Origin of the sequence: Olsenella porci, assembly GCF_009695875.1 — a bacterium.
In the GTDB taxonomy this organism is placed as follows: Bacteria; Actinomycetota; Coriobacteriia; order Coriobacteriales; family Atopobiaceae; genus Olsenella_H; species Olsenella_H porci.
This window is the reverse complement of sequence record NZ_VUNC01000002.1, coordinates 83,487-106,330: the sequence shown is the minus strand read 5'-3', so window position 1 is coordinate 106,330 and position 22,844 is coordinate 83,487. Positions and strand designations below refer to the sequence as shown.

Below are 22,844 nucleotides of genomic sequence, written 5' to 3'. Positions count from 1 at the left end.
TGGCAAAGGGCGATGGCGTGAGGGCGGATCCCGCCCCACGCCATCGCACGTAGAGATTGGAGACGACGTGCTACCAAGCTCAGACGTGAGGCAGTTCGCCTTCGACGTCGCGTCCAACGAGCGGGTTGGGGACGGCATCTTCCGGATGGTCATGCACGCGCCAGGACTCGCGCCGATCCTCTCCCCTGGACAGTTCGTCAACGTCGCCGTCCCCGGTGACCCCAGCCACATCACGAGGATCCCGCTCTCGTTCGCCGGGACCGACCCCAAGGCGCAGACCATCGAGATTGTCTATGCCGTGGTGGGGGAGGGGACCGCGAGGCTCTCGCGCATGGGCGAGGGCGACGCGTCGACGGTCCTCGGCCCCTGCGGGAAGGGATGGAGGCTTGACGACGTCAGCGGCCCGGCGCTCCTGGTCGCTGGCGGAGTGGGCGCGCCGCCCGTTCTCGCCGCGGCCCGTGGGCTCTTGGCGCGTGGCATCCCCTTCGACGTGGTGCTCGGCGCCCAGACGGCGGGCAAGCTCTGGGGCGTTGGCCTTGCCAAGTCGCTCGGTGCGGGTAGGGTCGTCGTAACGACCGACGATGGGACCGCGGGTATCAAGGGGTTCACCACGGTCGCCGTGGAGCAGATGCAGGGCGAGCGGGATTACGCTGACGTCCTGACCTGCGGACCCCAGCCCATGATGGCGGGTGTGGCGAGGCTCGCTCTTGCCGACGGCTCGTCCTGCCAGGTCTCGATGGAGCGAATGATGACCTGCGGCTTTGGCGCGTGCAACACGTGCAACGTCGCGATGGCGGCCGGCGGCTACAAGGCGTGCTGCACCGACGGCCCCGTGTTCGATGCCCGGGAGGTGGCATGGTGAGCGAGCCGAGCATGGCCGTCGACCTCGGCGGCATAAAGATGAGAAACCCCATCAACACGGCGTCGGGGACCTTTGGGTACGGATGGCAGTTCGAGGGCTTCTTCGACGTCTCGTGCCTGGGGGCCATCACCACCAAGGGGTGTTCCGCGGAGCCCTGGGACGGCAACCCCGCCCCCAGGATGGCTGAGGTCACCTCGGGCATCATGAACTCGGTGGGACTCCAGAACCCGGGGATCAGGGCCTTCGTGGAGCAGGACGGGGAGTACCTCTCCGGGCTTCGCGAACGCGGGTGCCAGGTCATCTGCCAGGTGGCGGGGCACTCCATCGACGAGTACGTTCGCGCCGTGGAGCTGTACGGGGAGCTCGCGCCGTTTGCCTCCGGGCTCGAACTCAACATCAGCTGCCCCAACGTTAGCCAGGGCGGGGCGGCGATGGGAGCCACGCCCAAGGCAGCGGCGGAGGTGATGCGCGCCGTCCGCGGTCGCACCAACCTGCCCGTGGTGGTCAAGATGGCACCGCACGACGTCCCGGAAATCGCCCGGGCCCTCGAGGCGGAGGGGGCGGACGCCCTCTCGCTCATCAACACGATCCCGGCCATGGCCATCAACGTGCACACCAGGAGGAGCCGTCTCTCTCGCCCGACGGCGGGGCTCTCCGGGCCTGCCGTGCACCCCATCGCGGTGCGGATGGTCTGGGAGGCGCATCGGGTCGTATCGATTCCCATCTGTGGGATCGGCGGCGTCACCAGCGGCGAGGATGCGGCGGAGCTCATCCTTGCGGGCGCGACGAGCGTCTCGGTGGGAACTGCCAACCTCGTGGACCCCACGAGCGCGCCAAGGATTCTGGGGGAGCTCGAGGACTGGGTTCGCGAGCAGGGCGCGACTGACGTCAACGAATTGATTGGAGCTGTGGAATGCTAACCGAGGAGCAGGCACGCGAGTCCATTATCGTTGCCTTTGACTGCGACGGGTCGCAGGCCATCGAGCTTGCGGAGAGGCTTGGCGGCGCGGCACGCTGGGCGAAGGTCGGCATGACGCTCTTCTACGCGGAGGGTCCGCGCATTGTCCGGGAGCTGCGCGACCGCGGCCTCAAGGTCTTCCTCGACCTCAAGCTGCACGACATCCCCTTCCAGGTGGGTGGTGCCGCGGAGTCCGCGTCGCTCACGGGTGCGGACATCCTCTCCATCCACGGGATGGGTGGAGCGGAGATGGTCGCGAAGGCGCGCGAGGGCGTCGAGCGGGCGGCGGAGAGCCGGGGCGGAGACAGGACCAGGCTCGTCGCCATCAGCGTCCTCACCAGCATGGACCAGGCTGCCCTCCAGTCCATCGGGGTTGACTCCCCGGTGGAGGAGGAGGTCTCCCGTCTCGCCTCCCTCGCGGTGGGAGCCGGGTCGGATGGCATCGTGTGCTCCCCGCGCGAGGCGCGGGAGATGCGGGCGCTGCTTGGGCCCAAGGCCCTCATCGTGACGCCCGGCGTCCGCCCAGCGGGCTCGGAGGTCGGCGACCAGCGCCGCGTGGCCACACCGCGCGAGGCGATCGAGGCCGGCGCCTCTAAGCTTGTCATTGGTCGCCCCATCACCCGGGCTGCCGACCCACTCGCCGCCCTCGAGGGCGTGGTGGGCGAGCTTACCGCCTAAAGTTGGCGGCAACGGTGCCCTATACGTGCGCTTTTGTGAAGATGAGACCATCGGGCGCACAAAAACGCAGGTCATGCTTGTAAAATGAGGGCGTAATTGGCAAACTATCGCTTTGCATGCCCGCTACCAGCGCCTACGGCGCGAGGGCGTGCGACCTAAGTAGCATCCTATGTTTGGAGGACGACAATGGCTCTACCCCAGCTTTCGGACGAGCAGCGCAAGGCAGCACTCGAGAAGGCCGCCGCGGCTCGCCACGAGCGCGCCGAGCTTCGCGAGAAGATCAAGAAGGGCGAGATCAGCCTTGAGGAGGTCCTCGATTCCGACGACCCCATCGCCAACCGTCTGAAGGTTTCTGCGCTCATCGAGTCCCTCCCCGGGTACGGCAAGGCCAAGGCCGCAAAGATCATGGACGAGCTGGGCATCTCCGCAACCCGTCGCGTTAAGGGCCTCGGCGCACGCCAGCGCGAGCAGCTCATCGAGGTGCTGTCCAAGTAGTGGCCAGGACTCCTCGTCTCTTCGTGGTATCCGGACCGTCCGGCGCGGGGAAGGGCACGCTCCTCTCCATGGTGAGGAAGCGCCGCCCCGACCTGGGCCTGACGGTCTCTGCCACAACGAGGCCCCCTCGACCCGGTGAGGTCGACGGTGTCTCGTACCACTTCCTCTCGGAGGATGAATTTGCGCGTCGCGTTACGAACGGCGAGTTTCTCGAGTGGGCCCACGTGCACGGGCACTGCTACGGCACGCTTCGCAGCGAGGTCGACAAGAGGATTTCGTCCGGTCAGTCCGTGGTGCTCGAGATCGATGTGCAGGGCGCCCTTAACGTGCGTCACGTCTACCCCGATGCCGTACTCGTGTTCATCGAGCCGCCGTCGATGGAAGTTTTGGAGCAGCGGCTCCGCGGCAGGGGGACGGAGGACGAGGCGTCTCTCGAGCTCCGCCTCTCCAACGCTCGGCGCGAGATGGAGTTTGCCCCGCGCTATGACGTACGCGTAGTCAATGATGACGCCGAGGTTGCCTCGAGGGAGCTCGAGGCAACCTTCGAGCGGTTTGAAAGCGAATAGGAGTCTCCCAAGATGGCAGTCACCAAGCCAGAGATCGACGATCTGCTCGCCAAGACCGAGCACAACCCGTTCCTGCTCTGCAGCGTCGCGTACAAGCGCGCCTGCGACATCAATAACATGGTTAGGGGCCAGCACCTGCGCGTCACCGCCATCCAGGAGTTTGACGACATCACTACGGTCGTCTCGGGCGAGGACCCCGTGTCCATCGCCATGCAGGAGATCGAGGACGGCACCCTGGGCTACGTCAAGGACGACTTCGACAGCGAGATCAGGGGCTCCAACGCCCGCGTCGAGCACAACCTGTAGTCCCATGGCAAAGAGGGTCTGCTTCGTCCACTACCACGAGATCGGCCTCAAGGGAAAGAACCGGTCGTCCTTCGAGAACCAGCTCGTGACCAACCTCCACCGCGCCCTCCACGAATGGCCCGTTGACGCGATCAAGCGCATCAGCGGGCACATTCTCGTGTCAACCGAGGACGGGGAGGCAACCGACGAGATGGCGCATGCCATCTCGCGCGTTCCCGGTGTGGCGCGCGTCTCGCTCGCCTACGTGTGCGGGCTCGACCAGGAGGAGTACTGCCAGGCGGCGGTCCGCGCCCTGGGGGAGGCGGGCGACTTCGAGTCCTTCAAGGTTCACGCCCGCCGTTCGTCCACGGGATACGAGCTCCACACGCTCGACATCAACCGTCTGGTGGGTGGGGTGCTCTGCAAGGAGTTCCCCACCAAGAAGGTCGAGATGCACCACCCCGACGTGACCGTGTGCGTCTACGTGGTGCAGGGCAACGTCTACGTGTATGCCGACTCCATGCCCGGCGTCGGCGGGCTCCCCGTGGGTACTGCGGGCAAGGTCGTGACGCTCCTCTCAAGCGGATTCGACTCGCCCGTGGCCACCTGGATGGTGGGCCGACGTGGCGCCACCTGCGTGCCGGTCCACTTCTCGGGCCGTCCCATGACGGCTGACACGAGCGAGTGGCTGTGCCAGGACATCGTGCGCGCGCTTGCGCCGTCCGGGATGGTCGGGAGGCTTTACGTCATCCCCTTTGGCCAGCGCCAGCGAGAGATCTCCCTCGCCGTGCCGCAGAGCCTCAGGATCATCACCTACCGGCGCGTCATGTTCTCCGTTGCCGAGAGGATCGCACGCATCGAGGGCGCCAAGGCGCTCGTCACCGGCGAGTCGCTGGGGCAGGTCGCCTCGCAGACCCTCGACAACATCGCCGCGGTCAACGAGATGGTCTCGATGCCCGTGCTCCGGCCCCTCATCGGGTCGGACAAGCAGGAGATCATGCGCCGCGCCGAGGAGATTGGCACCTACGACATCAGCTGCCAGACGGCTGACGACTGCTGCACGCTCTTCATGCCCCGTCGGCCCGAGACGCACGCTCGCCTCGACCAGGTGCACGAGGCGTGGGACTCGTTCGACCACAATGCGATGATCGACGACCTGGTGGATCACCTCGAGTACGTGGACTTTGACCAGTGCCCCTCGTACCGCGCGCCCAGGAGCCTCAAGCGGAGGCACCGCGAGCTGGGGCCACGTGACGAGTTCCCGGAGGGGCAGGCGGGGGAGCAGTAGCTGGCCCCTCGCTCTCACATTGCTTGCGAATGCGGCGGCGTCCCCACGATGGGGGCGCCGCCGCTGCAGTCTGGCGACACCTTTGTGCCACCTTTCTGCGGCGAGATTTGGGGACCTCCCCCTCGCTACCTCTCCTACTGGGAGGATGGTGTGAGGGGGTGGTGTCATGGCACAGCGCATGGTGGGCAGGCGAGGGAGAGGGAGGTGCCCCGGGGGAGCACTCCCGGTTCGGCTTGGCATAGCCTGCCTTGTCCTTGCCGTGGCGGCTTTTGCGTTCGGCGCGCTCCGCGCTCAGGGGGGAGGCGGCGTGGAGCTCGTTCGCGACGAAGGAGATTCGGGAATTGTGGAGGATGCATCGGGCGTTGGGGCTCAAGGAGACTCCGATCCTGGGTCGTCCGTGACGGCAAATCCCGCCCCCGTCGTGGTGCACGTGGACGGTGCCGTCGCAAACCCAGGGGTCTACGAGCTGCGCGGCGTCACTCCGCGTGCCCGTGACGCCATCGAGGCCGCAGGTGGGTTGACGGAGGATGCCGACACGACCAGCCTCAACCTTGCGCAGGCTGTCACCGATGGGAGCAAGGTCCACGTCCCCCATACGGGGGAGGCGCCCGCGCAGACGGCACAGTCCTCGACCGGTGGGGGAGGCGCCGCTGCCGGGCCCGTCAACATCAACACGGCAGGGGCGGACGAGCTCAAGACTCTCCCTGGCGTGGGGGATGCCACCGCCGCCTCCATCATTCGTGAGCGCGAGGACCACGGGCCGTTCACCTCTCCCGAGGACATCATGCGCGTCTCTGGGATTGGCGAGAAGAAGTTCGAGAAGATCCGTGACGGCATCTGTGTCTAGCCGCGGCGGTGCGTCTGGGGAGCGCTTTCCCGATCGCCCCCACCTTCCCGTCACGATCCCTCCCCTGGTCTGTGCCATCCTTGCGGAGAGGGCCGTCCTCACGGGCAGGCTGCCATCCGGGCCGGGGACCAGGACATTCCTTGTCCCGCTCCTTGTGCTGTCTGCAGGTGTCTTGCTGCTGCGGAGGGGGAGGGGGCTGGGGCGGGCTCTCGTCTGGCCCTGCGTTCTGGTCGCGGTTGCCTCCCTTGGGGGACTCGCTGCCTGTGGCTCCCTGGCGGAGGGGAGGAGAGGGCTCGAGGCCCTGTCATCCGTCCCCGTCTCGTCGCTTGAGCTCCGGACCGTCGAGGACTCCCATCCCACCCGCCGCGGGTTCCTCACCAGGGCGGAGGCGAGCCTGGATGACAGGCGAATTGCCGACGTGTACCTCAGCACGCGGGAGGAGCTGAGTTTGGGGCATACCGTCTCGTGCGTGGGACGGCTGCGAGAGCTGGGGGACGACGACTTCGCCATCTCGTGCAGGGCCAGGGGAATCGTCGCCTCCGTGAGCGTCTCGCACGTCCGCGGCTCCTCTCGCCCGGGGGGCGCGCTCGGTCCGGTCCTCCGGCTTCGGGAGGCCCTCGTCGGGGCTCTGGACCCAGGCTCGTCTCCGGAGCGCGCCCTTGTCGCCGGCGTGTGCTGCGGGTATCGAACCGCCTTGATGGGAGACCCCTCGTACGAGCTCATCAAGCTGTGCGGGGTCGCGCACCTGGTTGCCGTGTCGGGGAGTCACCTCTCCATCGTCACGGGGATCATCGCTGGTGCGTTGGGACGTACCGCGCTTCGGCCCCCGTCGCGGATTGCCCTGCTCGCCTCGTTGTCCGGTATCTTCGTGCTGCTGTGTGGGTCGCCCGTCTCTGCCGTCCGCGCCTGGCTCATGTCTCTCGTCGCAATGGGGTCGCAGCTTGCCGGCAGACGCGCCCACTCGGCCAGTTCCGCCGGCGTCGTGGCGCTCTGCATGGCGATGGCAGACCCGCACCTTTCCTGTGACCTTGGATTCCTCCTCTCCGTGAGCTCCGTGCTCGGCCTGTGCGCCCTGAGCCGGTACCTCTCCTGGGCGTTGGGGACGGCGCTGCGGCTGCCGCACCTCGAGCGTCTGCTCGTGCGGAGGGCGGCGGGCAGGCGGGCACTGCACTGCGGAGGGGCGCTCGTGGATGCCCTTGCAGCGTCACTTGCGGCGCAGGCGGCGACGCTTCCCATCTCCACCGTCGCATTTGGGAGACTGCCCCTGCTGGGTCCGTTTGCCAGCGTGCTCTTGTCTCCGATTGCCTACGCGATGATTCCGGTGGGGCTGGCGCATGCGCTCCTCTCTAACGTTGGCCTTGGGATGCGTGCCCTCGGTCTCGCTCTCGATGCGCTGGCAGGGGCATTTGGGCGCGTGCTCACCTTGCTGGCCGGCCTTCCCTGGACGTCTCGGACACTCATGGGCGGGCCCTGGGGCTTCCTTGCCGCGATGGTCCCCCTCGCGTTGGTTCTTGCCTTCTGGCCGCATCCAAGCCGTCGCACGCTTCGTGCCTTCATGGCACTCTCGCTCGGCGTGCCGGTCGTACTCACCCTCTGCGCCGGGGTGCTCCAGGGACCACGCGTGTGCGTTCTCGACGTCGGGCAGGGGGATGCCGTCCTGGTGCAGGACGGCAGGTCCGCCGTCCTCGTCGACGCCGGTCCGGCAGACGACTCCTGCGCCCGTGAGCTCGCAAGGCTCAATGTGAGGAGGCTCGATGCGGTGGTGGTCACGCATCTGCACGACGACCACTACGGCGGTGTCCGGTCCCTTGTGGGGTGCATCCCTGTGGGTTCGGTGCTCGTGGGACAGGGGGCCTCTGGCAACGTCCCCCCGAGCTTGGGGATGCCACAAGACTTCTGACGGGAGGCAACTGCCGCGAAATCCGCAGGGGAGACGTGATGCGCGTCGGGAGGTTCTCGCTTCGGGTCATTTGGCCTGACTGTCCCCGAGGGGGAGACGAGAACGAGGACTCCGTCGTGTTGCACCTCACGTTCTCCGATGGCAGGCACAGGCTCTCGGGGCTCCTCACGGGGGACGCGGAGCGCGAGGAACTGGCACGTGCGGCCGAGGCCGTGGGAATCGGTCCCGTCGACCTCCTCAAGCTGGGGCACCATGGCTCCAAGGAGTCGCTCGACACGCCCCTCGCCAGGCGCCTGAGCCCCGCCTTGTGCGTTGCCAGCGCTGGAGAGGGCAACGAGTACGGGCACCCGTCCCCCGAGTGCGTCTTGGTTTGCAAGGGGGAGGGAGCCGCCTTCCTGTGCACCAAGGACGTCGGTACGGTGACGGTTGAGCCAGGCGTGCTTGGCCCCAGGGTGTCAGCCTCCCGACGCGCGGGTTTGCCAGGAGATGCTGGGCTGCGGTGGGCTTGCGCTACGATGAGTGGGGATCACGGAGAGGAGACGCATGACTCAGGGGAGAGGACAGGGGGCCTCCGGGCTTCTGCCTGCCTATCTGGCGGTTGGCGGGGACGAGCTCAAGCGGGAGACGGCCGTTTCGCGCATGAAGGCCAGACTCTCGCCGGGGCTTGCCGCCTTCAACCTGGACGAGCGCGAGGCAAACGCGGACATGCAGCCGGGCGACCTCGTGACCTCTCTCAACACCATACCGGTGGGGGACGGCTTTCGCCTTGTGCTGGTCCATGGCGCGGAGCGTCTGCCCAAACCCGTCTCCGAGGCCATCATCGCCTACCTGGGCAACCCCAACCCCGGCTGCGTCCTCCTCTTGGACGCGGCATCCCTCGCCAAGTCGACCAGGCTCTACAAGGCGGTGGCAAAGGTAGGGCCGCACTCGGTCATCGACTGCGCGCCCAAGAAGCGCTGGGAGCTCTCCAAGACCGTCGTGCGCATGGCGGCGCACTATGGGGCGACCATGACGGAGGCCGCGGCGACGGAGCTCATCTCGAGGGTGGGCGAGTCCACGACCATGCTCGACCGCCAGGTGAGGTCGCTGGCAGACCTATGCAGGGGTTCAGGGCAGATCGGGCTTGTGGACGTGGAGGCAAACGTCGCGCGAACCGCAGAGGTGAAGCCGTGGGACTTCCTCGACAGCGTCTGCGCGAGGGATGCCGGGAAGGCGCTCTCTCTGTACCAGCTCATGAACGGTGCCTCAGAGATCGCGCTCCTCTCGCTCCTCACGGGACGGCTCCGGGAGCTCGTATGCGCTCGGTGCCTCGACGTGCGTGGGGAGGGCGCGCGGGTTGCCTCCGAGCTCCATAAGCAGTCGTGGCAGGTCAAGAACCACGTGCGCTGGGCTCGCGGCTTCGCTCCGGGGGAGCTCGAGGACGCGCTCAGGCGCTGCGCGGCGTGTGAGCGTGCGCTCAAGGGGGGCTCCGACCCGCGCATCGCGTTCACGTCCCTCGTGGTGGACGTCTGCGGGCGCGGGCGGCGTTAGGCGCCGGGAGATCTCCGGCCTGCTGCTCGACGTGGAAGCCCCCAAGCGACAGAAAAAGAGGCGCCCCAAGGGGCGCCCCCGCAAAGTCACTTGTGGTTCAAGCTACTTGATGGTGTTGACCAGCTTCTGCACGCCGCTCTTGCGCTGTGCCGCCTGGTTCTTGTGAATGATGCCCTTGGCGGCAGCCTTGTCCAGCAGACGGCCGGCCTTGTTGGCCTCGGCCTGAGCGAGCTCGGCATCGCCGTTGGCCACGGCAACGCGGACCTTCTTGACGGCAGTCTTGAGCTCGGAGCGGACCGCCCTGTTGCGGACGCGGGCCTTCTCCGCGGTGATGATGCGCTTCTTCTGAGACTTGATGTTAGCCACTTACGGTTCCTTTCGGTTCTGATCCATGAGGCCTCTGAAGGAATTTAGGCGGGGGAGTGGGGTCCCGAGCCCGACACGGCGAGGTCCATTTGCGAAGTATAACAGAGTGGTTGAGAACGCACATGACCTTTGTGTGATTTTACAGGTCTCTCCCACGGTTTGGGCCCCTCGTGGCGGGCCGAACGGGGGCGGCGACATTCAAACGCCGCGGCTGCGGTATTATGACCCCTATGAAAACGACAGACACCTCACACATACGCAACTTCTCCATCATTGCGCACATAGACCATGGCAAGTCCACCATCTCTGACCGCATCCTCGAGCTGACCCACACGGTCGAGGAGCGTGACCTCGAGAGCCAGATGCTGGACTCCATGGACATCGAGCGCGAGAGGGGAATCACCATCAAGTCCAACGCGGTCCGCGTGACCTACACGGCGGACGACGGGCAGGACTACGACTTCAACCTCATCGACACCCCGGGCCACGTGGACTTCACCTACGAGGTCTCGCGCTCGCTCGCGGCGTGCGAGGGCGCGGTCCTCGTGGTGGACGCAACCCAGGGGGTCGAGGCCCAGACGGTGAGCAACGCCAATCTCGCCATGAACGCAGACCTGGACATCGTCCCGGCGATCAACAAGATCGACCTCCCCTCGGCACATCCCGAGGAGGTCAAGCGCGAGATCGAGGAGGAGCTTGCCATCCCCGCGGAGGACAGCGTGCTCGTGTCCGGCAAGACGGGGGAGGGGATCCACGACCTCCTGGAGGCCATCGTCTACCTCGTCTCGCCTCCCAGCGGAGACGCCGACGCACCACTCAAGGCACTGATACTCGATTCGTACTTTGACGAGTACCGCGGCATCATCGCTACCGTTCGCGTGTTCGACGGGCAGATACGTCCGGGCGCCCGGCTTCGCATGATGGCGCTGGGCGACACCTTCCTGTGCGACGGCGTGGGGGTCAAGCGACCGCTCGAGACCCCCGTTGACGTCCTGGGCGTGGGCGAGGTCGGCTACGTGGTCACGGGGCTCAAGGAGCCCGGCCTCGTCAAGACGGGTGACACCATCACGGAGGACGAGCGGCCCTGCGCCGAGGCCTGCCCCGGGTACCACGAGGCCAAGCCGATGGTGTTCACGGGCCTCTTCCCCATCGACAACAAACAGTACGAGAACCTCCGCGACGCTCTTGAGAAGCTTCACGTCAACGACCCGTCGCTCACGTGGGAGCCCGAGACGTCCGTTGCCCTGGGGTTTGGCTTCCGAGTGGGATTCCTCGGGCTTCTCCACATGGAGGTCGTGAAGGAGCGCCTCGAGCGAGAGTTCTCGCTCGACCTCATTGCCACGTCGCCCTCGGTCAACTACCACGTGTACTGCACCGATGGCACGATGCTGCAGATCACCAGCCCGCAGGACCTCCCCGACGTCACGAGGATCGACCACATCGAGGAGCCCTACCTCAAGGCAAAGGTCATCGTGCCGCCCGACTTCATGGGCGCCGTCATGCAGCTGGTGGTGGACCACAGGGGAGAGACAAAGGACATGGTCTACCTCAGCGAGCGATCTGTCGAGATGCACTTTGACATCCCCCTTGCCGAGCTGATCCTGGACTTCTTCGACCAGCTCAAGAGCCGAACGAAGGGGTATGCCTCGCTCGACTACGAGTTCTCGGACTATAGGACCTCCGACCTCGTGCGCCTGGACATCCTCCTCGCGGGCGAGGAGGTGGACGCCCTGTCGTTCATCGTCCACAGGGACAAGGCCTACGACATGGCCCGCGGCCTCTGCGACAAGCTGAAGGAGATCATCCCCCAGCAGCTCTTCGAGGTGCCCATCCAGGGGGCGATCGGCAACAAGATCATCTCGCGCTCAACCGTGCGCGCCCGCCGCAAGGACGTTCTGGCCAAGTGCTACGGCGGCGACATCAGCCGAAAGAGGAAACTCCTCGAGAAGCAGAAGGAGGGCAAGAAGCGCATGAAGTCGATCGGGCGCGTCGAGGTCCCCCAGGAGGCGTTCCTCGCGGTCCTCAAGGTGGACGACGACTAGGGTGCGGAACATCACAGGCAGGAAGCTGAAACACGGGTGCGTCGCGAAAGCGGCGCGCCCTCGAACGTTGAGGTGAGCATGATACAAGACGACGAGAGACACAGCCAGCCCCAGGAGGGGGCGCGCCTGGAGGGACCGGGGGAGACGGACGGCCCAACCGAGGAGGGCAGCCCCGAGGACCGGGCAGGGGCGCACTTCCTCCCACAGTCAGGCCCCTCGCCGGACGAGGGTGACGACCAGGCAGAGTCTCCGCAGGACAAGGGTGGCGAGACGGGCGATGCTGCTGCCGCGGAGGATGCTGCCGGGAACGAGGCCACGACCCTCTCCCCCCGGGACGCCAACGACGACGAGGACTGGGACAACGACCTGCCTCCCCTGGACGTCGCCGAGCTGCCAGTTGGCCTGCTCCCCGAGCCGGAGAGGCGCCCTTCTCCCCTGGCAAGGTTTCGCACGGCACTCCACAATGCTGCGGGCGGGTACCTTACGACCATCATCACCTATGGGTTCCCCGTCGTCCTGATCGCCCTCGCGCAGCGCGTCTCGCACGACCCGCGCTACGCCTGGATGTCGCTCGTCGAGCTCGTCCTGCTATGGTCACTCACCAACCTTCTGGTGAAGCGCCTGCCTCGGGTCGCCGGCGTGGTCAAGGGCATTCTGCTCGCCCTCTTCAACATCCAGCAGCTCGTGCTCCTCTTTGGCGGCACGTACGTGAGTGCCATCATGTTGTCAAACCTCGGCAGCATCGAGGACATCCAGGGCGGTGCTGGCCTCTATGCCCTCGGAATCGCCGCCCTCGTGCTCCTGACCTTCCTCCGCACGAGGGGCGTCGGAAAGCGGGGCGTGGCCGACTACGCCGTGCTCGCCGGCGCGGTGGTCGCCTGGGGCATTGCGGGTGCGTCCATGGGGTGGAGCTACTCTCCGCTCGTGTCATACCCCCTCGTGCTTCAGGAGACCCAGCGCAACGCCGCCTTCGCGGAGAACGTGAAGAACGGACACGGCGACGCCGGAAAGTTCTACCACGACGGGGTCCAGGGCGGCATCGACAAGCCCGCCGAGGCCCAGGCGCTGGGGCAGACCCCCAACGTCGTGCTGATCTTCACCGAGGGGCTCTCTCAGAGCGTGGTGGAGGACCCCCGCTCCCTCATGCCCAACGTCGCCTCATACGAGCAGAGGTCCCTCGACTTCACCAACTACTACAACCACACCTTCGCGACCTACCGCGGGCTGCAGGGGCAGCTCTTCTCGGGCGAGCAGCTCGGCAACCTCGACTCGAGCAACTACGTCTCGCTCCAGGGCATCCTCGGGCTCAACGGGTACCAGACCACGTTCATCAACGTGGAGCCCAACAACTCGGACTTCACCAGCTATCTCAACGACCTTGGGTTTGACCAGGTCATCACGGAGGAGGGCGTGAACCCGGAGGGGGGCGCCCAGTCTCTGTCCGACCGCCAGGCCTACGAGTACCTCCTCAAGACGATGGAGGAGCAGAACGGGTCGGGAAAGCCCTTCTTCATCGCCATGTATACGGTGGGGACGCACGCCACCTTCGACTCGCCGGACAAGAGGTTTGGCGACGGTTCCGACCCGGAGCTCAATAAGTTCTATAACGCCGACTACTGGTTTGGCCAGTTCATGAGCGAGTTCCAGAACTCCGATTTGGCAGACAACACCATCATCGTCTTCACGGCAGACCACGCCAGCTACGTCGACATGGGGTGGAACCAGGCGTTCCCTGACTATCAGAGGGCGTTCGGGAGCCTCGACAGGGTTCCGTTCTTCATCTACTACAAGGGTGTCAAGCCACAGAAGGTCGATGCCCAGGGGCGCAACTCGCTCGACATGGCACCCACGCTTCTCGACTACCTGGACGTCTCTGCCCCAAACTACTTCCTGGGAAGCTCGCTCTTCCTGCAGAAAGATCCCTCAAAGTACCTCGAGACAACCTTCTGGCAAGAGGGCATCATTCGCTCGACCGCCACGGGCCAGATCGAGACCATGAGCCAGGCAGACCAGGACAAGGTCACCGCAACGCTGCAGGAGTACTTCGCCGCCAAGGGGACGACGTCCGGAGGGAGCGGGAGCAATGACGACTGACGAGGTGGCGTCGCCTGGAAGCGAGGCGGAGCTGCTTGGTCGCTATGCCGAGGGGGCGCTTCTCTCGCCTAGGGCCGAGCCCTTCCCCAGGGAAGGAAGCCTGGGGGAGAGGCTCGAGGCTAACCCGTTCCTCATGGCCCCCATGGCGGGCGTCACCGATTCCGCGTATCGCACCATGGCCAGGGCAGGGGGCGCCGCTCTGGCCTACACCGAGATGGTCTCGGTGGCGGGGATTCACTACGCGGGCGAGAAGACCTGGGACCTGGTTCTTCCCGGTGACGCGGAGCCGGACATCGCCGTGCAGCTGTTTGGTTCCAAGCCGGAGCAGTTTCGCGAGGCGTCCGCGCAGGTCAGCGAACGGCTGGGTGACAGGCTCGCGCTCATCGACGTGAACATGGCCTGCCCCGTGCCCAAGGTGACGAGAAAGGGTGAGGGGTCGGCGCTCCTGGACGACCCAGCCCTCGCCGGGGACATCGCCCGTGCCGTGCTGGCGGAGACCGACGTGCCCGTGACCTGCAAGATTCGCAGGGGGAGGCGTGCCGGCGAGGAGGTCGCCCCCGAGTTCGCGCGAGCCCTGGAGCAGGCGGGAGTAAGCGCGGTCGCCGTCCATGGAAGGACCGCCGCCCAGCTGTACCGGGGCCAGGCGGACTGGGGCGTCGTCTCCCGGGTGGCGCAGGCGGTCGACATCCCCGTCATTGGGTCGGGGGACATTCGTGGTCCCGTGGAGGCGGCGCGGATGCTAGAGCAGACGGGTGCCGCCGCCGTCATGGTCGCACGAGGGAGCTACGGGGACCCATGGGCGTTTCGTGGGGCTCGGACGCTGCTTGCCGGGGGAGAGTGGCACATGCCCGGGATTGCCACCAGAATCCATGCCTTCGAACTGCACGTTCGCTTGCTCGCCGCAACCGGGGCGCACCTTGCACGTGCGCGGAGCCTCGCGGGATGGTACCTCAAGGGCGCCCCCCACGCCTCCGCCTGGCGCGACAGGGCCATGCACTGCGTGACGCTCGACGACTACGTCGAACTGGCTCGTGAGGCGCTCGACCTGGTGGAGGGCGAGGATGGTGCCTGAGGAGGCCACGGGGGCATTCGTTCCCGCCTGGGACCGTGCGAGGTACCACCTGGAGGGCGTGGGCTCGCTCTACGTCCACGTCCCGTTCTGCCGGAGCAAGTGCGCCTACTGTGACTTTGCCTCAGGGGCGACGAGGGCGGACGATCCGCTGCCCGCCGCATATGCCCGCGCCATCGCGAGGCAGCTACGGGAGGTCGAGGAGACGGGCCTTTTCGAGCCGTGCCGCACCGGCTATCTGGGTGGCGGCACCCCGTCGCTCCTGGGCGCCGCGCTCCCTCCGCTCGTCCGCGCGGTCGCGCCCCATGCGCCGACGGAGCTCAGCTTCGAGGCAAATCCCGATTCCCTCTCGCCTGACCTGTTGGAGCGCGTCCGAGAGGCGGGGGCGACTCGCGTCTCGATTGGCGTGCAGAGCACCTCAGCTTCCGAGCTCGTTGCGCTAGGACGCATCCATGGGCCCGAACGCGCGCTCGAGGCGCTTCGGGAGGCGGTCACCTCGGGGCTTAGGGTCTCGTGCGACCTCATGTGCGCGATCCCGCGGCAGACTGGCGCCTCGTGGGAGCGGAGCCTGCGTAACGTCCTCGCCAGCGGGGTGTCGCACGTGAGCGTGTATCCCCTCGCCATCGAGGAGGGGACGGCGTTCTGGCGGAGGTACGGGGAAGAGGAGCCTGAGTTCAACGCGTCGGACGTCCAGGCAGACCGCATGGAGGCGGCCGAGGCGACTCTCACCCGCAGCGGGCTCCGACGGTACGAGGTCGCAAGCTATGCCGTGCCTGGCCAGGAGTGCCTCCACAACGTGTCGTACTGGACGGGGACACCGTACCTGGGCTTTGGGACGAGCGCCGCGAGCATGCTCACCCGGGAGGGGTACCTCGCCCTGCGGGGAGTTGCCCCGCAGCTCCCCGCGCCCGGGGACGACGTCGCCAGGGCGCGCGTCACGGTCATGAGCACGGCACGCCAGATCGTCGCGGACCCCGCCCTGGGGTCGCTGCGCCTCTCCGTCGAGTTCCTCGACCTGCGGCAGGCGGTCGCCGAGGACCTCATGCTCTCCGCACGCCTGGCCGCCGGGATCCCCGGAGGGCTCCTGGGGCTTGCGAGGGAGGCCGCTCCCGCGTCGCAGGTGGACGCCGTCGTCTCTCGCGCGTGCGACGAGGGCCTCGCCACGCTCGAAGGCGGAAGGCTCGTCCCCACGCACAGCGGATGGCTTATGGGCAACGAGCTTTACGGTGAATTGTGGGGACTCGCCGAGGGTACAATCGACACTCGAACGTGCTAGGGCACTCCGGCCCACCCGCGACGCCATGGGACGCCGCTCCCAACCGGGACCAGCGCCCCCGCCTGAACGGATGCCCCCAGGGCGTCAAACCACGAACCACGGGAGACCCCACCTATGGCCTCGATGAACGAGAAAGACTACTACGCCATCCTCGGCGTGGACAAGGACGCCTCGACGGACGAGATACGCAAGGCGTTCCAATCGAAGGCTCGTAAGCTGCATCCCGACGTCAACAAGGCGCCGGACGCCGAGGAGCAGTTCAAGGCCGTGTCGGAGGCGTACGCCGTCCTGTCCGACCCCGACAAGCGACGGAGGTACGACGCCATGAGGTCGGGATCGGCCTTCTCCACGCCCGGCTCGTACCAGGGCGGTCCCACCCAGGGCGACCCGTTCTCGTCGTCGCCCTTTGGCTGGGGGTTCCCGTTCTCGGACATGGGGTATGCCAGGCGCTCGGAGCGCAGGTCGAGGAGCTACAACCCGCGTGCGGGCGCAGACGTCAGCTTTCAGGTGGACATGGACGACGAGACTGCGCGCAAGGGCACGCGCAGGGGCGTCACCTACCAGCGCTACGCCCCCTGCGAGGCATGCGAGGGACGGGGGTCCGTACGCGCCGAGCACGCGGAGACCTGCCCCACGTGCCACGGCACGGGGCGGATTGGCGTGGACCTCTCCGGGATCTTCGGCCTCGGGGTCATGGAGATGGAGTGCCCCGAGTGCGAGGGCACGGGCAAGGTCGTCTCGGACCCCTGCGACGTGTGCGGCGGCTCCGGGCGCGTGCTCACCGCGACGGAGCTCGTGGTCGACATCCCCGCGGGCTCGCACGATGGTGACGTGGTCAGGGTCAAGGGCATGGGGAACGCGGGGACAAACGGGCGCGAGGCCGGCGACTTCGTCTGTCGCGTCGGCGTCCCGTCCGAGAGGCTGACCAGGCAGCAGACGTCTGGCTTCCGCCTCGTTGGGTTTGGCCTTCCGTTCGCCCTCCTTGGCGCATTCACCGGGACGCTCTCCTCGATGGCGGTCTTCCTCGTCATCGTCCTCGGGCTGGGGCTTTACTTTGCCTTCGCAGGTGGCATAAGGCACTCTAGCAGGTGGTGGAGGAACGCGCTTGCCTCGCTGGGCAACGGCGCCGTGGAGGGGGTCATCCTTGCGCTGTTCATGGCGATGATGTTCTCGTGCACCGCCGGGCGGGCCTCGTTTGGGGGCCCAGGGTACGGGTATGTCTCAGGCTGATTGCAAGGTGTAGGAATCTAGGCTGAAAGCGGGAGACTGGTTAGGTTGGCTTCGTTGGACTATTACGAGATTCTCGGCGTCGAGCACGACGCCGACGCCAAGACCATAAAGAGGGCGTTCCTCAAGAAGGCACGCACCCTTCACCCCGACGTCAACAAGGCGCCGGATGCAGAGGAGCGCTTCAAGGAGGTCAACGAGGCCTACACCGTCCTCTCGGACGAGCGCAAGCGCGCCAACTACGACCGATACGGGACCCCTGACGGCCCCGGCGGAATGGGCTCCGACTTCGTGGACATGTCGGACATCTTTGGCGGCGGCTTTGGGATCAACGACATCTTCGACTCGTTCTTCGGCGGCGGGCACGGTGGCTCCAGGACCGCCGCGCAGACGCGCGGGCGCGACATGGCGGCCCGGCTCCAGATCTCGCTCGCAGAGGCCGCCGCGGGATGCACCAAGACGATCTCGTACGAGCGCCTGGCGCCGTGCGACGACTGCAACGGCACGGGCGTGGCAGAGGGCGGGAGTGAGAAGACCTGCCCCCGCTGCCATGGCAAGGGCGTCGTCGTCCAGGTGCAGCAGACCATCTTTGGACAGATGCAGTCTCAGGGCGTGTGCCCCCAGTGCGGCGGCTCCGGCAAGGTGGTGGACAAGCCGTGCGAGACCTGCGAGGGCCAGGGCCGCACTCCCTCAAGGGAGACGGTCGAGGTCAAGATTCCTGCGGGCGTCCACTCCGGCCAGACGGTCACCGTTCGCGGAAAGGGCGAGGCGGGAATCCGCGGGGACCACACGGGCGACCTCGTCGTTCGCGTTGACGTCGAGGAGGACGAGCGCTTCGAGCGCCAGGGCGACGACCTCTTCTGCAAGGTCGAGGTCGACTCCCTCGAGGCCATCGTGGGCAAGGACGTCACGGTCGACGGGATCATGGAGGGCGAGGAGGTCAAGGTCACCGTCCCCGCGGGCTGCCAGTTTGGCCAGCAGGTCCGCGTTGCCGGCTATGGCATGCCCCGCATGAACTCCTCGGCTCGAGGAAGTCTCATCGCGGTCGTGCAGGTCAAGACGCCTGGCGACCTCACCGAGTCCCAGCTCGACCAGGTCCGCTCCATCGTCGACGGGCGGTCTGGCGGCAGCGCCGCCCATGAGGGAGAGAAGCACTCGCAGGGCTTCCCCCATCACGGCCGTAGGGGCCGCGGGCGGGTCAAGTGAGCCGGCCCCGCGTTGCCCTCGTCAACCTGGGGTGTCGTGTCAACCGCGTCGAGACGGACCTCATCGCCCAGGACCTCATCTCTGCGGGTTGCGAGCTCGTTGACCAGGAGGACGCGTCCGCTGTCGTCGTCAACACGTGCGCGGTGACGGGCGAGGCGGAGGCGAAGGCACGCAAGGCGGTCCGTCATGCGGCTGGCCTCCCGCAGGCTCCCGACGTCATCGCGACGGGGTGCGTCGCGAGCCTCGCCGCTTCCGAGTTGGAGGCGCTTGGTCCCAACGTGCGCGTGGTTGCCGACAAGTCGCGGGTCGCCGGGGAAGTCCTGTCCACTCTTGGCTTTGCCCCGGCATCCGACGCGCGCTCTGGGGGGTTCTCCACCCCCACGCCCACCGGACGCATGCGACCGGGCATCAAGGTGCAGGACGGCTGCGACAACCGGTGCACCTACTGCATCGTGTGGAAGGCACGCGGTGCGGGGAGGTCCACGAGCCCAGAGGAGGTCATCGGACTCGTGCGCGAGTCCGTGTCCCAGGGGGCGCACGAGGTTGTCCTCACGGGTATCAACCTGGGACGATATTCCCACGATGGAAGGAACGGCGAGCACGTTGACCTCGCGGGTCTCGTCCAGGCGATCCTCGACCAGACTGGCGTCGAGCGCATCCGCCTCTCGTCCATCGAGCCCCCCGACGTCACGCCCCGGCTCGTCGCGGCGATGCGCGCGGGAGGGGAGCGGGTTGCCCCGTTTCTGCACGTGTGCCTTCAGTCGGGCTGTGACAGAACGCTCTCGCGCATGGGTCGCGTGTACGACACCGCAGCCTACGCCCGCGCGATTGAGGTGGCGCGCGAGGGCATTCCCGACCTCGCCCTGGGGACCGACCTCATCGTTGGGTTCCCGGGCGAGACTGATGCCGACTTTGAGGAGTCCCTGGCCTTCTGCCGGCAGATGGGGTTTGCCAAGATGCACGTCTTCAGGTACTCCCGCCGCCCTGGGACCCCGGCGGCGACCTACCCCGGCCAGGTCCCCCCGCAGGTGATGGCCGAGCGAGGCAGGCGCATGCGCGAAGCCGCGCGCGAGATGAGACTTGAAGCGGCGAGCTCCCTCGTGGGGACGGTCCAATCTGCCATAGTGCAGTATCCGGGGAGGGCCGTGACCGGCGGCCTGTTCGAGGCTCTCGTCGACCCGTCGCTTCCCCTCGACTCCATGGTGAGGGTGCGGGTCGGTTCCGTGGACGCCCAGGGGAGGCTCGTGGGGTCGCTCGCATAGGTCGCCCCTCTCGCGCACCCTCCCTTTCATCTATCCTAGGTTCGCATGCATGTACGACCACACGTCCGCACTGGAGGAACATGGAGCCCACCCGAGTTCGCCTGACCATCCCCGATTCCGTGGACCCCACCGTGTTGATGGGGCCTGCGGACTCGCTGCTGCGGCAGGTCGAGGACTCGTTCGCGGACTCCATGGTCACCGTTAGGGGCACCCAGGTCACCATCATCGGCCCAACGCGGGAGGTCGAGCGCGTGACCTCGGTCTTCTCTCGCCTGATCTCGATGGTCGAGGCGGGCGAGGTCCCCACCACCGACGACGTCAGCCTGCTGGTGGGCCAGGCGCAGCACGGGGCGGCGGGGCCGGGCTCGGACCCCGGCGAAATCCTGCTCACCTATCGCGGTCGTCCCGTGAGGCCCAAGACCGAGGGACAGGTTAGGTACGTCGCCTCGATGAGGGACAACCTCATGACCTTTGGGCTGGGGCCCGCCGGCACGGGAAAGACCTATCTCGCCATGGCCATGGCGGTCGCGGCACTCCGTCGGCACGAGGTGGCAAGGATCGTTCTCACGCGCCCCGTCGTCGAGGCGGGGGAGTCGCTGGGATACCTGCCCGGCACGCTCCAGGAGAAGGTCGACCCCTACGTGCGGCCCCTCTACGATGCCCTCTTCGACATCACCGACCCCGAGCGGGGCACCTCGCTCGTCGAGCAGGGGGTCATCGAGGTGGCGCCCCTCGCCTTCATGCGAGGAAGAACTCTCAACGACGCCTTCGTCATCCTCGACGAGGCGCAGAACACGACTCCCGAGCAGATGAAGATGTTCCTCACCAGGTTTGGCCACTCGTCGCGTTTCGTGATCACGGGAGACACAACGCAGCGCGACCTGGTGGGCCAAAGCGGGCTGGACTCGGCGAGGCGCGTCCTCGAGGGAATCGAGGGCATCCAGTTCGTGGAGCTAGACAGGAACGACATCGTCAGGCACTCCCTCGTCGCGCGCATCGTCGACGCGTACGCGCGGGCGGAGTCCGGCGCAGGTGCGGGTAGGAAGGGTGGGAGCTCACATGAGTAACCAGTACGACGTCTCGTGCGACGAGGGGGCGGAGGCGCCCATCACCCTCCAGGAGTTTAGGGATGACTGCGACCTCGTGTTGAGGGAGGAGGGTGTCCAGAGGGACTGCATGGTCTCCATCTCCGTTGTGGGCGACGAGCGCATGCGAGAGCTGAACCAGGAGTGGAGGGGCCAGGACCGCTGCACGGACGTGCTGAGCCTGGAGTGCGAGAGGCCCGACGACCCCGACCTGGCACCGGGCGAGCCCTGCGAGCTCGGCGACATCGTGCTTGCGCCAGCCTACATCGCTCGCCAGGCGGAGGGGTTTGGCACCACGGCTGCCGACGAGTTCAGGCTCCTTCTCGTCCATGCCATGCTCCACCTGCTGGGGTACGACCACCTGGAGGAGGACGAGGCACAGGTGATGGAGGCGCGCGAGGACGAGCTGGTCTCGCTTCTGAGCACCGATGCCCCTCCCCGCCACGTGACCCTGACCCGGCATCGGGGGGATGAAACGTCATGATCCCCGGAAAGCACCCGAGCCACCCCACCTTCAAGCGGAGCTTCCTCTTCGCCATCCAGGGCTTTCGTACGGCGGTGCGCCAGGAGCGTAACATCAAGGTCATGCTCGTGGGCGGCTGCCTCGCCATCACGCTTGGTCTTGCCATCGGCCTCGATGCCGTTAGCTGGGCCATCATCCTGCTGTGCTGCGGGGTCGTTATCTCCGCGGAGCTTCTCAACACCTCCATCGAGGCCGTCGTCGACCTGGTCTCGCCGGAGTTCCATCCCCTCGCGGGCAAGGCGAAGGACATCTCCGCCGCCGCCGTGTGGGTCCTCTGCGTGCTGGTTGCTGTGGTCGGCATCATCGTCTTTGCAAACGCGATCGTGCGCTGACCGTTTGGCCAGCGGGGAGTGGGGGAGTCATGGCAGAGGTCGCCGGGGGAGAGGAAAGGCCCTTCAGGAGCGGGTTCGTCGCGCTTGTCGGGCGGCCGAGCGTCGGCAAGTCGACGCTCCTCAACGCGTGTTACGGCGGCAAGATCGCCATCACCAGCCCCGTGGCGCAGACCACGCGCCGCAGGATGCGTGCCGTCGTCAACCGCGAGGGCGCGCAGATCGTGATCGTCGACACGCCGGGGCTGCATAAGCCCAAGGACGCCCTGGGCAAGGAGCTCAACAAGGTCGCCCTGGGCGAACTGGCCGACGTGGACGTGGTCGCCCTCCTCATCGATGCCACCAAGGAGGTCGGGCGCGGGGACGAGTGGGTCGCGCGGCACGTGGACGCCTCCCGCGCCCCCTACAAGCTCCTGGTGGTCACGAAGGCCGACGTCGCCGACCCCAAGACGGTGAGCGCGCAGCTCGAGGCCGCCTCCCGTCTCGCACGGTTTGACGACTCGCTCGTGGTGTCGGCCCGCAAGGGGTTCAACGTGGACTCGTTCATCTCCCTGGTCTCGAGCCACCTTCCCGAGGGACCTCGCTGGTTCCCGGATGACATGGACGTGGACATGACCGACGAGGAGCTGGTGGCCGAGTTCATCCGCGAGAAGGTCCTGCTCAACATGAGGCAGGAGGTCCCGCACTCCGTGGCCGTTACCTGCGACCAGATAGAGTGGATGGAGGACGGGCACGCGTCCTTCTCGGCGACCATCCTGGTGGAGCGCGAGGGGCAGAAGGCCATGGTCATCGGGAAGGGCGGCCGCATGGTCAAGCGCATTGGCTCGGAGGCCCGGCGCGACGTCGAGAAGCTCCTGGGCGCGCGCTGCTACCTGGACCTGCAGGTTCGGGTGCAGCCCCAGTGGAGGCGCGACGCCAACGAGATCCGCCGCCTGGGGTACGAGGCGGACGAGTAG

The 22,844-nt window shown here is 66.9% G+C and carries 22 protein-coding genes; 21 read left to right on the top strand and 1 reads right to left on the bottom strand.

The genetic code is table 11. The annotated features are described in order from the left end of the window. Nucleotides 1–67: 67 nt before the first annotated feature. The 10 genes from FYJ68_RS03215 (at nucleotide 68) to holA (ending at nucleotide 9,409) form a co-directional block, all read left to right on the top strand. Entirely contained in the window at nucleotides 68–862 is a 795-nt protein-coding gene (locus FYJ68_RS03215; RefSeq protein ID WP_326832193.1) for a dihydroorotate dehydrogenase electron transfer subunit, read from the top strand. Further along, a complete protein-coding gene (locus FYJ68_RS03210; RefSeq protein WP_154433931.1) occupies nucleotides 856–1,782 on the top strand; it encodes a dihydroorotate dehydrogenase in 927 nt (308 codons plus the stop codon). The genes FYJ68_RS03215 and FYJ68_RS03210 overlap by 7 nt, the downstream gene beginning before the upstream one ends. After that, nucleotides 1,776–2,498 (top strand): orotidine-5'-phosphate decarboxylase, encoded by a 723-nt coding sequence (gene pyrF / locus FYJ68_RS03205; protein ID WP_154433929.1) that lies wholly within the window; start codon nucleotides 1,776–1,778, stop codon nucleotides 2,496–2,498. Before FYJ68_RS03210 ends, pyrF begins: the two co-directional genes overlap by 7 nt. 186 nt (nucleotides 2,499–2,684) lie before the next feature. Further along, nucleotides 2,685–2,993 carry an integration host factor, actinobacterial type gene (gene mihF / locus FYJ68_RS03200; protein WP_154433927.1) on the top strand — a complete coding sequence of 103 codons (309 nt, stop codon included), beginning with the start codon at nucleotides 2,685–2,687 and terminating at the stop codon, nucleotides 2,991–2,993. 68 nt (nucleotides 2,994–3,061) lie between these two features. Then, nucleotides 3,062–3,559 carry a guanylate kinase gene (gene gmk / locus FYJ68_RS03195; RefSeq protein ID WP_229772006.1) on the top strand — a complete coding sequence of 166 codons (498 nt, stop codon included), beginning with the start codon at nucleotides 3,062–3,064 and terminating at the stop codon, nucleotides 3,557–3,559. A 12-nt stretch (nucleotides 3,560–3,571) separates the two neighbouring features. Then, nucleotides 3,572–3,865, top strand: coding sequence for a DNA-directed RNA polymerase subunit omega (locus tag FYJ68_RS03190; RefSeq protein WP_154433925.1), 294 nt, complete (start codon nucleotides 3,572–3,574; stop codon nucleotides 3,863–3,865). 4 nt (nucleotides 3,866–3,869) lie between these two features. Beyond that, complete coding sequence (gene thiI / locus FYJ68_RS03185; RefSeq protein WP_154433923.1) at nucleotides 3,870–5,132, top strand: tRNA uracil 4-sulfurtransferase ThiI; 1,263 nt, start codon at nucleotides 3,870–3,872, stop codon at nucleotides 5,130–5,132. Between the two features lie 166 nt (nucleotides 5,133–5,298). Then, the gene (locus FYJ68_RS03180; protein WP_154433921.1) at nucleotides 5,299–5,979 is read left to right on the top strand and encodes a ComEA family DNA-binding protein; all 681 of its coding nucleotides are present in this window, start codon (nucleotides 5,299–5,301) and stop codon (nucleotides 5,977–5,979) included. Beyond that, complete coding sequence (locus tag FYJ68_RS10450) at nucleotides 5,972–7,879, top strand: ComEC/Rec2 family competence protein (protein ID WP_326832191.1); 1,908 nt, start codon at nucleotides 5,972–5,974, stop codon at nucleotides 7,877–7,879. The genes FYJ68_RS03180 and FYJ68_RS10450 overlap by 8 nt, the downstream gene beginning before the upstream one ends. Before the next feature lie 543 nt (nucleotides 7,880–8,422). Then, entirely contained in the window at nucleotides 8,423–9,409 is a 987-nt protein-coding gene (holA, locus tag FYJ68_RS03170; protein WP_154433917.1) for a DNA polymerase III subunit delta, read from the top strand. 102 nt (nucleotides 9,410–9,511) lie between these two features. Here the strand turns inward: holA and rpsT are convergent, their stop codons facing one another. After that, the gene (rpsT, locus tag FYJ68_RS03165) at nucleotides 9,512–9,775 is read right to left on the bottom strand and encodes a 30S ribosomal protein S20 (protein ID WP_326832190.1); all 264 of its coding nucleotides are present in this window, start codon (nucleotides 9,773–9,775) and stop codon (nucleotides 9,512–9,514) included. A 230-nt stretch (nucleotides 9,776–10,005) separates the two neighbouring features. Here rpsT and lepA point away from each other — a divergent pair, with 230 nt between their 5' ends. From lepA to era, 11 genes are all read left to right on the top strand, one after another. Then, nucleotides 10,006–11,817, top strand: a complete 1,812-nt coding sequence (gene lepA / locus FYJ68_RS03160) for a translation elongation factor 4 (protein ID WP_154433915.1) — start codon at nucleotides 10,006–10,008, stop codon at nucleotides 11,815–11,817. Nucleotides 11,818–11,895: 78 nt separating this feature from the next. Then, nucleotides 11,896–13,911 carry an LTA synthase family protein gene (locus tag FYJ68_RS03155; protein WP_154433913.1) on the top strand — a complete coding sequence of 672 codons (2,016 nt, stop codon included), beginning with the start codon at nucleotides 11,896–11,898 and terminating at the stop codon, nucleotides 13,909–13,911. Continuing rightward, on the top strand, nucleotides 13,901–14,983 hold the full coding sequence (gene dusB, locus FYJ68_RS03150; protein ID WP_154433911.1) for a tRNA dihydrouridine synthase DusB: 1,083 nt from the start codon (nucleotides 13,901–13,903) through the stop codon (nucleotides 14,981–14,983). The genes FYJ68_RS03155 and dusB overlap by 11 nt, the downstream gene beginning before the upstream one ends. Then, entirely contained in the window at nucleotides 14,973–16,256 is a 1,284-nt protein-coding gene (locus FYJ68_RS03145) for a coproporphyrinogen-III oxidase family protein (protein WP_154433909.1), read from the top strand. The genes dusB and FYJ68_RS03145 overlap by 11 nt, the downstream gene beginning before the upstream one ends. A gap of 123 nt (nucleotides 16,257–16,379) precedes the next feature. Continuing rightward, nucleotides 16,380–17,486, top strand: coding sequence for a DnaJ domain-containing protein (locus tag FYJ68_RS03140; protein WP_326832188.1), 1,107 nt, complete (start codon nucleotides 16,380–16,382; stop codon nucleotides 17,484–17,486). Nucleotides 17,487–17,531: 45 nt separating this feature from the next. Next, complete coding sequence (gene dnaJ, locus FYJ68_RS03135; RefSeq protein ID WP_154433905.1) at nucleotides 17,532–18,689, top strand: molecular chaperone DnaJ; 1,158 nt, start codon at nucleotides 17,532–17,534, stop codon at nucleotides 18,687–18,689. After that, complete coding sequence (locus FYJ68_RS03130; protein WP_326832187.1) at nucleotides 18,686–19,951, top strand: MiaB/RimO family radical SAM methylthiotransferase; 1,266 nt, start codon at nucleotides 18,686–18,688, stop codon at nucleotides 19,949–19,951. The genes dnaJ and FYJ68_RS03130 overlap by 4 nt, the downstream gene beginning before the upstream one ends. Nucleotides 19,952–20,031: 80 nt before the next feature. Continuing rightward, complete coding sequence (locus FYJ68_RS03125; protein WP_154433903.1) at nucleotides 20,032–21,018, top strand: PhoH family protein; 987 nt, start codon at nucleotides 20,032–20,034, stop codon at nucleotides 21,016–21,018. After that, complete coding sequence (gene ybeY / locus FYJ68_RS03120; protein ID WP_154433901.1) at nucleotides 21,011–21,520, top strand: rRNA maturation RNase YbeY; 510 nt, start codon at nucleotides 21,011–21,013, stop codon at nucleotides 21,518–21,520. The genes FYJ68_RS03125 and ybeY overlap by 8 nt, the downstream gene beginning before the upstream one ends. Further along, nucleotides 21,517–21,891 carry a diacylglycerol kinase family protein gene (locus FYJ68_RS03115; RefSeq protein ID WP_154433899.1) on the top strand — a complete coding sequence of 125 codons (375 nt, stop codon included), beginning with the start codon at nucleotides 21,517–21,519 and terminating at the stop codon, nucleotides 21,889–21,891. The genes ybeY and FYJ68_RS03115 overlap by 4 nt, the downstream gene beginning before the upstream one ends. Before the next feature lie 29 nt (nucleotides 21,892–21,920). Next, nucleotides 21,921–22,844, top strand: coding sequence for a GTPase Era (gene era, locus FYJ68_RS03110; RefSeq protein WP_154433897.1), 924 nt, complete (start codon nucleotides 21,921–21,923; stop codon nucleotides 22,842–22,844).